The 12,615-nt window shown below is 68.9% G+C and carries 14 protein-coding genes; 4 read left to right on the top strand and 10 right to left on the bottom strand.

Going from position 1 to position 12,615, the window contains the following annotated elements:
* Positions 1-20: 20 nt before the first annotated feature.
* A complete protein-coding gene (locus AC07NC_RS03175) occupies positions 21-1,742 on the bottom strand; it encodes a bifunctional protein-serine/threonine kinase/phosphatase (protein WP_494568553.1) in 1,722 nt (573 codons plus the stop codon).
* A gap of 134 nt (positions 1,743-1,876) precedes the next feature.
* Between AC07NC_RS03175 and AC07NC_RS03170 the strand changes: the two genes are divergently transcribed.
* Entirely contained in the window at positions 1,877-2,158 is a 282-nt protein-coding gene (locus AC07NC_RS03170; RefSeq protein WP_292149643.1) for a hypothetical protein, read from the top strand.
* 6 nt (positions 2,159-2,164) lie between these two features.
* On the opposite strand, the gene AC07NC_RS03165 is transcribed toward AC07NC_RS03170, so the two are convergent.
* Complete coding sequence (locus AC07NC_RS03165; RefSeq protein WP_494568552.1) at positions 2,165-3,832, bottom strand: putative bifunctional diguanylate cyclase/phosphodiesterase; 1,668 nt, start codon at positions 3,830-3,832, stop codon at positions 2,165-2,167.
* Positions 3,833-3,845: 13 nt separating this feature from the next.
* Positions 3,846-4,448, bottom strand: coding sequence for a GNAT family N-acetyltransferase (locus tag AC07NC_RS03160; RefSeq protein ID WP_494568551.1), 603 nt, complete (start codon positions 4,446-4,448; stop codon positions 3,846-3,848).
* Between the two features lie 115 nt (positions 4,449-4,563).
* On the opposite strand from AC07NC_RS03160, the gene AC07NC_RS03155 reads away from it, so the two are divergent.
* A complete protein-coding gene (locus AC07NC_RS03155) occupies positions 4,564-5,979 on the top strand; it encodes a DUF1800 domain-containing protein (protein ID WP_494568550.1) in 1,416 nt (471 codons plus the stop codon).
* Positions 5,976-7,154, top strand: a complete 1,179-nt coding sequence (locus tag AC07NC_RS03150; RefSeq protein ID WP_494568549.1) for a DUF1501 domain-containing protein — start codon at positions 5,976-5,978, stop codon at positions 7,152-7,154. Before AC07NC_RS03155 ends, AC07NC_RS03150 begins: the two co-directional genes overlap by 4 nt.
* A gap of 25 nt (positions 7,155-7,179) precedes the next feature.
* On the opposite strand, the gene AC07NC_RS03145 is transcribed toward AC07NC_RS03150, so the two are convergent.
* Positions 7,180-7,374 carry a hypothetical protein gene (locus AC07NC_RS03145; protein WP_008262034.1) on the bottom strand — a complete coding sequence of 65 codons (195 nt, stop codon included), beginning with the start codon at positions 7,372-7,374 and terminating at the stop codon, positions 7,180-7,182.
* A 237-nt stretch (positions 7,375-7,611) separates the two neighbouring features.
* On the opposite strand from AC07NC_RS03145, the gene AC07NC_RS03140 reads away from it, so the two are divergent.
* The gene (locus AC07NC_RS03140; protein WP_008260410.1) at positions 7,612-7,824 is read left to right on the top strand and encodes a cold-shock protein; all 213 of its coding nucleotides are present in this window, start codon (positions 7,612-7,614) and stop codon (positions 7,822-7,824) included.
* 115 nt (positions 7,825-7,939) lie between these two features.
* On the opposite strand, the gene AC07NC_RS03135 is transcribed toward AC07NC_RS03140, so the two are convergent.
* From AC07NC_RS03135 to AC07NC_RS03110, 6 genes are all read right to left on the bottom strand, one after another.
* A complete protein-coding gene (locus AC07NC_RS03135) occupies positions 7,940-8,401 on the bottom strand; it encodes a hypothetical protein (RefSeq protein ID WP_426024812.1) in 462 nt (153 codons plus the stop codon).
* Positions 8,402-8,507: 106 nt separating this feature from the next.
* Complete coding sequence (locus tag AC07NC_RS03130) at positions 8,508-9,065, bottom strand: NADPH-dependent FMN reductase (RefSeq protein WP_292149653.1); 558 nt, start codon at positions 9,063-9,065, stop codon at positions 8,508-8,510.
* A 121-nt stretch (positions 9,066-9,186) separates the two neighbouring features.
* Entirely contained in the window at positions 9,187-10,401 is a 1,215-nt protein-coding gene (locus AC07NC_RS03125; protein ID WP_494568548.1) for a M16 family metallopeptidase, read from the bottom strand.
* Between the two features lie 50 nt (positions 10,402-10,451).
* On the bottom strand, positions 10,452-11,165 hold the full coding sequence (locus tag AC07NC_RS03120) for an SURF1 family protein (protein WP_494568547.1): 714 nt from the start codon (positions 11,163-11,165) through the stop codon (positions 10,452-10,454).
* On the bottom strand, positions 11,162-11,620 hold the full coding sequence (locus AC07NC_RS03115; RefSeq protein ID WP_494568546.1) for a DUF983 domain-containing protein: 459 nt from the start codon (positions 11,618-11,620) through the stop codon (positions 11,162-11,164). Before AC07NC_RS03115 ends, AC07NC_RS03120 begins: the two co-directional genes overlap by 4 nt.
* Positions 11,617-12,525 carry a cytochrome c oxidase subunit 3 gene (locus tag AC07NC_RS03110; RefSeq protein ID WP_494568545.1) on the bottom strand — a complete coding sequence of 303 codons (909 nt, stop codon included), beginning with the start codon at positions 12,523-12,525 and terminating at the stop codon, positions 11,617-11,619. Before AC07NC_RS03110 ends, AC07NC_RS03115 begins: the two co-directional genes overlap by 4 nt.
* Between the last annotated feature and the right edge of the window lie 90 nt (positions 12,526-12,615).

Below are 12,615 nucleotides of genomic sequence, written 5' to 3'. Positions count from 1 at the left end.
ACGGCGTGTCATAGCCGCGCCTATCGCGTCGCCAGCGACACCATCAGCAGCACGACCAGGACCAGACACAGCCCCTGCCAGAACCGCACCGGATCGCGCTCGATCAGCGACAGGGGGCGGGGCGCGGGCGCGGCGGCGGCGCTGCCCGTCTCCAGCACATGGATCAGCTCCTCCACGTCCTCGAACCGGTCATCCGGATCGACGGCGACGGCGCGCATGACGGCGGCCTCCAGCCAGGCGGGCATGTCCGGCCGCCGACGGCCCAAGGATACGGGCGCACGATCGAAGCGCGGCGCGTCCGACGGATCCACCTCGCCCCACGGATAGGCGCCGGTGAACAGCCGGTACAGGGTCACGCCCAGGGCGAACTGGTCGGTGGCCGCGTTCCCGCTCTCGCCGTCGTACATTTCGGGCGCCTTGTAGCCGGGGGTGCCGGGCGCCTCGGCCTCGGCGAACTCCTCGGCCCGCTTCAGCCGCGCCACGCCCAGATCGACCAGCTTCAGCCCCCCGTTCGTCTCCAGGATCACATTGTCCGGCTTGATGTCGCGGTGCGTCACCCCCGCCCGGTGCAGGGCCGCCACGCCCCGCGCCAGCTTCAGGGCCACGCCGATCCCTTCGGCGATCTCGAACGGCCCGTCCTCGGCCAGCCGCGCATGCAGGGTCTGGCCCGGATAGAAGGGCTGGACGATATAGAGCCGGCTCTGGCGCCCCGCATCCAGGCTCAGCACCTTGCCGACGAAGGGGCTGTCGATCCGCCGGCCGATGAAGGCCTCGCGCAGGAAGGCGGTCCGCGCCCCCCGCTCCGACACCGCCGCAGGCTTGGGAAACTTCAGGACGACCCTTTCGTCGCTGGATCGGGCGTCGCCGGACCGGGCGTCGCCGGACCGCGCCAGGAACAGACGCGTATAGCGGCCGTCCGCCACCAGCCGCTCCAGATGGAACCCGTCGACCGTCTCGCCCTGTTTCGGCGGCGGCAGTATGGCCAGCCCCTCGGCCTCGGCGGTGATCGCCTCCCAGTCGGGCGCCCCGATCCCCATGACGTCGATGACCAGGACGGTCGCGTTGTCGCGCGCGCCCGCCTCGGCCACCTCGGCCAGAATGGCCTGGGCGTCGGCGTCGGGCGATCCGCGCCGCCCCAGCAGCCGCGCCAGGGCCTCGTCCGTCAGCACCCCGTGAACCCCGTCCGTGGTCAGCAGCAGCCGGTCGTGCGGCGCCAGGCCGACATGACGCACGTCCAGCTTGACGTCCGCCTCGATCCCGACAGCGCGGTACAGCACATGGCTCAGCCCCTGCTGCGCCCGGGTGTGATCCTCGGTCAGGCGCGTCAGCACCCCGTCGCGAAAATGATACGCCCGGCTGTCCCCCACATGCAGGGCCACCGCCTCCCGCCCGCGCAGGATCAGGGCGGTGAAGGTGGTCGCCGCCGCCTCCATGGCCGGATCGATCCTGCCCCGCGCATGGAGCCAGCGATTGAAGCCCCGCAGCGCCTTGATCCCGTTGGCGGCGATGCCGTTCAGCGGGTTCTGGTCCAGATAGCCGTCGATGAAGCTGCGCGTCGTCAGCTCGGCCGCCATCCGCCCGGCCTTCGAGCCCGACACCCCGTCGGCGATGACCGCCACGACCCCATGCTCGCGCTGCTCGGCCGGGGTGCCCAGATGCACCCCGCCGAAATCCTGATTGTCCGCCTTCGGCCCCTGTGCGGTGGCGAAGCCGGCGGCGATCTCCAGTCTGGCGTCGGTCACGATCCCCTCCCCGAGCCGCCATCCTAGGCACAAGGCCCAGGATGGCGAAACGAGAAACAAGTCCCTCTGGGCCAGCCCATTCTGGACAAGACGGTCATCGCTCTTATCTCAGCATCGCACCTCTGGAGCCGATCATGTCCCCGACATCCGATGACGCCATAATGACCGCCTGTCTGACCCGGTTCGGCGCGCTCAAGCTGGAACAGCAGACCGACCCCCAGGCCCTGCTTGAAATCCTGTATTTGGCCGAACGTTTCGAGGCCGGGGACGACCTTCAGCAGGCCAAGGCCGTCTATGATCCCGCTGTCTGGAAAGGCGTCGAACCCAGCGATATGAAGCGCCGCCTGATCGCGTTGGACAGCTTTATGCAGACGCTCGCCGAGCGTCGTCTGACCGCCTGGGGCGTGCCCCACTAGCCTGTATTAGGCCGACCGCTGCTTCAGCGGCGCCGTGCCGTCCGCTAGGCTCTCGGCCAGATAGACCTCGGCCTCCTGCGCCGGGAGCGCCGGCGCATAGCCGAAGCCCTGGCCGTAGTGGCACTGGGCCTCCAGCAGCAGGGCGGCCAGTTCGCCGTTCTCCACCCCTTCGGCGACGACCTCCAGCGACAGGTCGCGGCCAAGGTTGACCACCGACTTGACGATCTTGGCCGAGCCCTCGTCCTTGTTCATCGTCAGGACGAAATAGCGGTCGATCTTCAGCGTATCGAACGGCAGGCGCGCCAGATACGACAGCGACGAGAAGCCGGTGCCGAAGTCGTCCAGCGCCAGCGACGCCCCGACATCCTTCAGCGACTGCAACACCTCGGCGGCGTGCGCGGTGTCGCGCATGATGTCGCCCTCGGTCACTTCCAGCTTCAGCGCCCCCTTGGGCAGGCCGCTTTCCTTGATGATCCGGGCCACGTCCTCGCACAGGTGCGGCCGCTCGATCTCGCCGACCGACAGGTTGACGCTGCAGAACAGCTTGCCGGCCAGGGGGTGGCGCTGGATCCATTCGGCCAGTTGCCGCGCCGACTGGGTCATCATCAGCAGGCCCAGGTCGTTCATCATGCCCAGGTCGGCGGTCAGGCCCAGGAATTCGTCCGGCGGGACCAGGCCGCGCTTGGGGTGACGCCAGCGCGCCAGGGCCTCGAAGCCCGCCACCGCCCCGGTCTTCAGGTTCACGATGGGCTGGAAGAAGGGCACGATCTCGCCGCGCACGAAGGCGTTCCTCAGATCCGCCTCCAGCGCCAGACGGCTCAGGCTGTCGCTCTCCAGCGCCCGGCCATAGGCGGCCGATCCGCCGCGCCCGGCGCCCTTGGCCGATTCGACCGCCAGTTCGACCCGGCGCAGCAGTTCGGAGGCGTCCGGCGCGTCCGGCCCGCCCTCGACGACCACGGCCCCGATGGAGACGGTCGGATAGATGTCGAAGCCCGCCACCCGCAGCGGCTGCTCCAGCGCCTCGCGCAGGCGAAAGCTGGCGTGTGAGGCGGTCTTCTGCACGATGACGGCGAACTCGTCCTCGCCGATCCGCGCAGGCGAGGCCTCCTTGGAGAAGGCCGCCGCCAGGCGCGACCCCAGGGCCGACAGCACCAGATCCGTCCGTTCGTGGCCCAGGGCCTCGTTCAGCCGCCTCAGACGGTCGACGTCGCCGACCACGATCTCGTATTCGCCGGCCTGGGTCAGGACCTCGCCGACCCGCGTGATGAAGGCCCGGCGATCCAGCAGGCCGGTCAGCGCATCCCGGTCCGACCCGGCGAACTTGGTCTCCAGCGCCACCACCCCGGCGGCGCGCAGCCCGTCCTCCAGCCAGACCCCACGCCACATGCAGGTGTCGGATCCGCGCATGCGCAGGCGCACCGCGACCTCGGTCCCTTCATCCTGGGGCTTCAGCATCTTCTCGGCCAGCGACCGGTCCTGCGGCAGGGTCGAGGCGACGAAGCCGGCGCCCGAACATTCCGGCGCCAGCGGCCCCAGGCCCAGGACGCGCGTCGCGCCGGTGAACCGCAGTTGATCCAGCGACGGCGTCCAGACCCACAGGGCCGTATCGGCGGCCGCCAGCGCCTCGATGGCGCTCGTGGCGTCCCAGGCCAGGGATCGGGGTCGCGCGTTCAAAGCTGTCGCCCTCTCAAGACGGCGTCCGGCCGCCGCGATCGATCTCGTCCTCGACGAGGCCGAACAGCAGATGATCTGCCCACTCGCCGTTAATTTTCAAATAAGCCCGCGCCAAACCCTCGTTTCGAAAGCCGGATTTCTCCAGCACCCGCCGCGAGGCCTGGTTGGTCGGCAGGCATGCCGCCTCCAGCCGGTGCAGTTTCAGCCGGTCGAAGGCGTAGGCGACCACCGCCCGCATCGCCGCCGTGGCGTAGCCGCGCCCGGCGTAGGGTTGACCGATCCAGTAGCCCAGCGTCCCCGTCTCGGCGACGCCGCGCCGCACGTTCGACAGGGTGACGGCGCCGACCAGGGTCTTACCCCCATCGACGAAGACGAAAAACGGCCAGGCGTTGCCCAGCTCCATCTCCCGCCCATAGATCGACAGCCGGCGCCGGAACGCGCCCTTGCTCAGATCGTCGTCCGGCCAGGCCGGCTCCCACGGTTGAAGATAGTCGCGCGACCCGTCGCGCAGGGCGGACCAGGCTGCATAATCGGACGCCCGCGGCGGCCTCAACAGCACGCCGTCGCCCCGGACCACGGGTCCGGCTACATCGCTCATCCAGTCCAGGAGGGCCATCGAAACACAACCTAGCGCGCCGCCGCCCGCTTGGCGACAGATGCACGCGAATCTGATCCGCGACGGAGTTTTGTTTCCGAGGCGTTATACTCGGACCGACGATCAGGAGCCCTTCATGGCCGCATCTTCGACCGACGCCGCCATCGCCCTGACCCGACTGGGCCTCGGCGCCCGCCCCGGCGAGATCGCGCGCGTCGCGGCCGATCCGCGCGCCTGGGCCCTGGCCCAGATCCGCCCCGAAGGCGCGCCTCAACCGGCCGGGACGTTCGCCAGCGCCGACCAAAGGATGGCGGCCTTTCTCGACTACCAGGCTGACCGGGGCCAGCCGGCGACCGCAGACGCCGAAGCGGTGCGCCTGGCGCGGCAGGCGGCCCGCCGCGCCCTGGTCGAGGACACCGCCCAGGCCTTTCTGGCGCGCGCCCAGCTAGGGGCCACGACGGCGGACGGATTCGCCGAGCGTTGGGTCCTGTTCTGGGCCAACGCCCTGACGGTGTCGGCGGTAAAATTCGACAGCGGCGCCTTCATTGACCTGTATGAGCGCGAGGCCATCCGCCCCAACGTCTTCGGCCGGTTCGAGGATCTGGTGGTCGCCGCCGAACAGCATCCGGCCATGCTTCTGTACCTCGACCAGGCGCGTTCGACCGGGCCGGACAGCCCGGCGGGGACGCGACGCAAGGTCGGACTGAACGAGAATCTGGCCCGCGAGATGCTGGAGCTTCACACCGTGGGCGCCGACGCCGGCTATACCCAGGCCGACGTCACAGAACTGGCCCGCGCCCTGACCGGCTGGTCGATCCCCCGGCCCCAGGATCGCCAGGCCGCGCCCGGCCGGGACCGCGCCCGCCGGGCGGCCCAGGCGGTTGAACCCGGCCCGAACGGCTTCGTCTTCCGCGCCAATATTCATGAACCCGGCCCCCGCACCGTGATGGGCCGGACCTATGCGCAGAGGGGCGCGGCCCAGGGCGAGGCCATCCTGCGGGACCTGGCCCGGCATCCGGCCACGGCCCGGCGTCTGTCGCGACGGATCGCGGCCCATTTCGTCGCGGACACGCCGCCTGAACCCCTCGTGGCGCGGCTGGAGCAGGCCTGGCGCCGGTCCGACGGCGACCTGGCCCAGGTCGCGCGCGCCCTGGTCGAGGCCCCCGAGACCTGGACGCCCCAGCCGACCAAGATCAAGACGCCCTACGAGTTCATCGTCTCGACCCATCGGGCCCTGGACGTCCCGCCCCAGCGAATCCAGCCCCTGCGTCAGGCCCTGATTGAAATGGGCCAGCCCCCCTTCGCCGCGCCGTCGCCCGAGGGCTGGCCCGACACGGCGGCCGACTGGGCCGGTCCCGACGCCCTGGTCAAACGCCTGAACTGGGCGCGGACCGCCGCCGAAACCGCCCGGACCGCCGACATCGCCGCCGCGGCGCGCGACGCCCTGGGCGACCGGCTGTCCGAACGCACCCGCCTCGCCGTCGCCCGCGCCGAAAGCCGGACCGAGGCCCTCACCCTTCTCCTGATGTCGCCGGAGTTCCAGCGCCGATGACCCGTCTCACCCTCGACCGCCGCACCCTGCTGGGCGCCGCGACCGCCGGCATGGGCCTGGCCTTCGCCGGGCGTGTCGCCGCCCAGACCGATGCCTCCCGCCCCAAACTGGTGGTGGTCATCGCCCGGGGTGCCATGGATGGCCTGTCCGTCACCATTCCCTACGCCGATCCCGACTATGTCCCCTTGCGCGGCGGCCTGGCGCTGGCGGCGCCGGGCGAACCGAACGGGGCGTTGGATATCGCCGAGGGGTTCGGCCTGCACCCCGCCCTCGCCGGGCTGCACCGCCTGCACGATCAGGGCCAGATGCGGTTCGCCCCCGCCGTGGCCCTGCCGGTGCGGATCCGCTCGCATTTCGAGGCCCAGGACGTCCTGGAGAACGGCGGCGAGGCGCTGCGCCAACGCGAGGACGGCTGGCTGAACCGCGCCATCGTCGCGGCGGGCGGTGCGCGGCTGCAGGGCCTGTCGATCGGCGCCCAGACGCCCTTGATCCTGCGCGGCGACGCCCCCGTCTCCAGCTGGGCGCCGGGCGGCCGCGTCACGGGCGAGGACCGGATCGCCGCCCTGCTGCAGGACCTCTATGTCGACGATCCGATGCTGGGCCAGAACCTGGCGCGCGGTCTGGCGACCGAGGCCCTGGTCGCCGACGGTTCGGGCCAGACCGTCCGCCGCAACGACGTCGAGGCCCTGGGTCGCGCCGTCGCCAGGTTGATGACGGGGGCCGAGGGGGCCGACATCGTCGCCGTCTCCCTGGACGGCTGGGACACCCACGCGGGTCAGCGCGGCCAGCTCCAGACGCGGCTGACCGGTCTGGATCAGTTGATTTCAGGCTTGAAGGACGGCCTGGCCGACCAGTGGTCCCGCACCGTCGTGGTGGTCGCCACCGAGTTCGGCCGCACCGCCCGCGCCAACGGCACCCAGGGCACCGACCACGGCACGGGCTCGTCCCTGCTGCTGGCGGGGGGCGGTCTCAAGCCCGGCGGCCTAATCGGCGACTGGCCGACCCTGGCGGACAATCGCCTGTTCGAAGGGCGCGACCTGGCCCCGACCCTGGACATCAGATCCGTGTTCAAGGGCGTGTTGCGCGATCATATGGGCCTTGATCGCGCGGCCTTGGACACCCGCGTCTTCCCCGACAGCGCGGCCGAGGCGCCGACCCTGGCCGGCCTGGTCTGATCTCCAGGCCGGGCCAAGGGCCGTATCAGGCGACTTCGGTCTCGACCGGGATCTTGCAGATGCGGTTCAGATCGGCGCGGATCGAGCTGCCCTGGAAATGGGACATCTCGGCGCCGGAATAGCCTTCGGCAGACAGGGCCTTGACGACGTCGCCGGTGTTCAGACAGTCAGGAGTGCGGGCGAGCTGGTAGGCGCGCTCCACAACGTGGATGCGGTTCATGGTAGAGCCTTTGCGTGTACCAATCTAACGCGCTCCAAGCTGGACCGTTCCACCGACTGTAAAATCCTTGTTGCGGCCGCGCTTGCATTTGTCACGAAGACCTGAGTACATAGACTTCGTCGATCTCTCTGCGTAACGCCCACTCTCTCTGCGAACGCACGAGTCAAGGCCGCTCCCATTCAGACCCGACAGGCCGAAGGGGCGTTCCCTCGGTCAACTTCTAACGGAGGTCTCAAAATGGCTACCGGCACTGTCAAATGGTTCAACCCGACCAAGGGTTACGGCTTCATCCAACCCGACGACGGCGGCAAGGACGTCTTCGTCCACATCTCCGCCGTTGAAGGCGCTGGCCTGCGCGGCCTGGATGAAAACCAGAAGGTTTCCTACGAGCTGGAACGCGACAAGCGTTCGGGCAAGGAATCCGCTGGCCAGCTGCAAACCATCGGCTGATTTCAGCTTCACGGCTGATATGGCGACGGCGGCTCCGAAAGGAGCCGCCGTTTTCAATTGGGGCGTCGATTGATGCCGAACGAAAATGTATCGGGCGGCCGGATCACGAAAGTGGCTACCAGGCCTTGGCGAGACCAGAAGTTTCAGGTCCGCCATACTCCCAGACGAACCCCCTCGCGCCCACCGTGCAGCAAGCCGTTTCCGCGTCTCGGGCAAGGGCGCGAAGAAGATCAGACCGGCGGGCCTTCGTCTTTGCGAACATGCCGACGTCAAGGCCGATAACGATACGCCAACGATCATCTGGAGCGCGATCATTCGGCTCGACCGTTTCAACCTCGGGGCTCGTCACGAAAGAGGCGACGATGGTTTTGCCCTCATCAATGACGGCAGCCTCTGAGTGCCACCCGTGGTCTTCAGGCCATGCTTCCTCGAAGTTCCAGCCCGATTGGGCGAGAAGTGGCCTCACCTTTCTTTGAAGGTCAGCGCCGATAAGACCGTTAAGCGAAGCCGCCACGTCCTCCGGGGCGTCACGAAGGTTGGGCAGCGCAAACACCGCCGTCCAAGTCACCAGGCCCATATCCACTCCCCCTGAGTTGAGACGGTCCTACCTGGACGGGTTTAAAGAAGCCTGTACGGGAAGTCCGAAGAAGGACCAGGTCACGAGCGCCTCTCGATTGGCAGCCTCACCCCTTCGTCCTCTCGATCCACCCCGCGAACGCATCGAGGAACCCCTTCAGGAACTCCCGCGTCCCCTCGTTCTTCAGCGTCCCATCCTCTTCGTTCAGCAGACCGGCGACATTGCCGATATAGGCTTCGGGCTGCTGCATGGTCGGCATGTTCAGGAAGACCAGGGGCTGGCGCAGGTGGTGGTTGGCGCCGAAGGCGGCCAGGGCGCCGGGCGAGACGCTGACGATGGCGGCGGGCTTGGCCGCCCAGACGCTTTGGCCGTAGGGGCGCGAGCCGACGTCCAGGGCGTTCTTCAGGGCGCCGGGGATGGAGCGATTGTATTCCGGCGTCACGAACAGCACGGCCTGGGTCGTCGCCAACTCCTCTCGGAACCGCGACCAGGCCGCCGGCGGCGTCTCCGTATCCAGGTCGGGATTATACAGCGGCAGGTCGCCGATCTCGATCAGGTCCAGCTCCAGCTCGGGCGCGGCCAGGGCCTTCATCTCGAGCCCGATGGCGCGGGAATAGGAGCCCTCGCGCAGGCTGCCGACGATCAGGGCGACGCGGACGGACATGGAGGCGCTCCGGGTTTGGATGTTTCAAGCGTCAGCATAACAGATCGCGGCGCTCAAACGTTCCCGTCAGATACAACTCCGTCCCCCTCGGGCTTGTCCCGAGGGGGACGGAGATATGGAGCTACCCCCCGAACAGGGCCGCCGCGAACGCCTCCCCCGCCGGCGCCGCCGACTTCGGCCCCAGCACGGCGCTGGCCGCCTGTCCCCCCGCCAGCATCCGACCGCCGACCGCCCGCACGTCCTCGACCGTCTGGGCCTCCAGCTGTTCGGTCATCGACAGGCTGGACCGGGGCGCGCCGAAGATCAGGGTCTGGGCCGCGTTGCGTCCGGCCCGGCTCATCGGGTTCTCGTCCGACATCCACAGCCCGGCCTTCATCACCGCCTTGGCCCGCGACAGCTCCTTTTCGGTCGGCCCGGTCTCGGCCAGGGCCCGCACCTCGGCCGCCGCCACCTGGGCCAGTTCCCTGGCCCGATCCGCCGCCGCCCCGGCGTAGATCCCCAGCACCCCGGTGTCCTCGTAAGGCTCCTGATAGGCGTCGATGGCGTAGGCCAGGCCCCGCTCCTCGCGCGCGCTCTGGAACAGGCGCGAGGCCATGCCCCCGCCCAGTATCTCGCCGAACAGCCGCATCGACGACAGGGCCGGATCAGTCGCCGACAGCGCCGGCAGCTGGAACACCAGATTGGCCTGTTCGATCTTGCGCGTCAGGGTCGCATGCCCGCCGACGAAGGCCGCCGGCGCCGGGGCCGGAACCGGGGTCGCGACCGCGTCGCCGAACCAGCGCTCGGCCAGGGCCAGCAGCTCGCCCTCCTCCACCGCGCCGGACGCCGACACCACCATCCGGTCGGGCGAATACAGCCGCGCGCGCCAGGCCTCGACGCTGGCCTTGTCCGCCGGCTTCAGGCTGTCGACCGAGCCCAGGATCGGCCGGCCCAGCGGCTGGCCGGTGAAGGCGCGCGTCTGCACCATCTCGAACACATGGTCGTCGGGCGTGTCGAAGGCCTCGGCGATCTCCTGGGCCACCACGTCCTTTTCGCGCTCGATCTCGGCGGGGTCGAGGGCAGGCCGGAACACCAGGTCCGACAGCACCTGCATGTTCAGCGCCAGGGTGCCTTCCAGCCCCCGCACCTCGAAACTGGTCCGCTCATAGCCGGTGGAGGCGTTGATCGTGCCGCCCTCGGCCTCGATCCGCTCGACGATCTCGCGCGCGGCCATGTCGCCGGCGCCCTTGAACACCAGATGCTCCAGCAGGTGCGACCAGCCGGAGCGATCCTCCGCCTCCCACCGCGCCCCGCCCTTGACGGTGACGACGACGGCCAGGGTCTTCAGGCCGGGCATGGGGTCGCAGATGACGCGGACGCCGTTGGACAGGGTGTGCAGGGTGGCGGTCAGGGGGTGTCTTTCTTCAGGCGTCTTCGAAGCAGGGCCACATAGAAGCCCGCCAGCACAATCGCCAGCCCGAACCAGGTCAGGGCGTAACCGAAATGATTGTTGGAAAAGGCCGCCGGTGGGGCGGACGGTTTCAGGGCGCCGAACTCGGGATTGGTCGGGCTGACGGCGAACACCGCCTCGGGCCGCACCGGGCCCTGGACCTTCAGGGCCCTGGCCATGGCCGCCGTGTCGCGGCCATAGAAGCGGCCGTTCGTCGGGGACGGCGTCATGCCGCCCGGCGGATCGAAGCGGCGGAACTCGCCGATCAGCACCAGCGGCAGGGTGGACTCCGCCACGCGCGGCCGGCCTGAAATCTCGTCGGCGACGAAGCCCCGGTCGATCAGCAGGCTGAAATCCGCATCGACGGGCCGGCAGGCCGAGATCAGCCGCACCCCCGCCACGCCGTCATGGATGGACTGCAGTTCGACATAGGGCGCGGTCGCCAGACCCGGACAGACGATCAACGCCTTGCGGAACTCCAGATCGCCCCCGTCCGGATCTGCCGCCAGCACCTGATCCAGCGGCGCGGGGGGGTTCGCCGCCGCCGCCTCGGACGCCGCGATCAGCCCCTCTTTCCACTTCAGCCGCTCGACCTGCCACAGGCCCAGCCCGATCAGCAGGACCAGGGCCGCGACCGTCAGCAGGGTCAATATCCAGGGAAACCGCCTCATATATCCTCCCCCGTGGAGCGAAGCGGATCGGGGGAGGGGGACCGCGCAGCGGTGGAGGGGGCGCTTTGGTTCCTGTACTGCAAACCGATCATCAGCCCCCGCCCCGGCCGCATCAGCGCCAGCGACAGGGCCACCACCAACGGCAGCCAGACGATCAGGTGCAGCCACATGGGCGGATGGAATTTGATCTCGACCACCAGGGCCGAAAATCCGACCAGAAAGCCCGCGATCTGCATGATGAAACTGGCCGGCCCGTCGCCGGTCTGGATGGTCGAGAAATCCAGCCCGCAGGCCTCGCACCCCGCCCGCACCTTCAGGAAGCCGGCGAACAGACGCCCCTGGCCGCAGCGCGGGCACCGCCCCTTCAGCCCCGCGCGCACGGCGGAAACGGCGACGGCGGGAGACGATCCCTCGTCCCCCGCCGTCTCGATCTTGTCGGTGGTGTCCGGGATCAACCGAAGACGACGTAGACGAAGGCGAACAGGAACAGCCAGACCACGTCCACGAAATGCCAGTACCAGGCCGCCGCCTCGAAGCCGAAATGCTTCTGCGGGGTGAAGTCGCCGGCCAGCAGACGGATCAGGCAGACCGCCAGGAAGATGGTGCCGATCAGGACGTGGAAGCCGTGGAAGCCCGTCGCCATGAAGAAGATCGACCCATACAGGCCCGAGTTGGCGGCTTCCTCGTTGAAGAACAGGTGCTCGTGCAGGATGTGCTGGTATTCATAGGCCTGAACGCTGGTGAAGAAGACGCCCAGGGCCACGGTGATGATCAGGGCGATCTTGGCGCCCTTGCGGTCGCCGACCTGGATCGCGTGGTGGGCCCAGGTGACGGTGCAGCCGCTCAGCAGCAGGGTCACGGTGTTCAGCAGCGGCAGCTGCCAGGGCGACAGAACCTCGACCCCCTTGGGCGGCCAGGTGGACCAGGCCTTGGCCGTGTCCGCCCAGGTCCCGACTTCCGGCGTCAGGGCCCGCGATTCATGGAACAGGGCCATGTCGAAGAACATCCAGAAGAAGGCGACGAAGAACATCACCTCCGACGCGATGAACAGGATCATGCCGTAGCGCAGGCCGATCGAGACGACCGGCGTATGGTCGCCCGCCTTGGATTCCTTGATCACGTCCGACCACCAGCCGATGGCCGAGATCAGCACCCCGGCCAGACCGGCGAAGAAGACGCCCGGCTTGCCCTCGGCCAGGAAATTGGCCGCGATCAGCCCGTTCTCGGCCGGCGCCAGACCCTTCATCCAGATCACGGCGCCGATGAACATGATGGTCGCCGCAATGGACGACAGCAGCGGCCACGGACTGGGCGGCACGAGGTGATAGTCGTGGTGCGGAGCGGCGTGCGCGTCGGCCATGCGTTTCATCTCTATATTGGGCTGGCGATGAACTCGCCTTATCCCCCAGCTATAACCGCCGCTTTTGCGTCGCGCCAGTGCGCCGCCGTG

This window comes from Brevundimonas sp. GW821-FHT10A07, assembly GCF_059415785.1.
The sequence above is the reverse complement of the archived record's forward strand: the minus strand, read 5'-3'. Positions and strand labels throughout refer to the sequence as shown.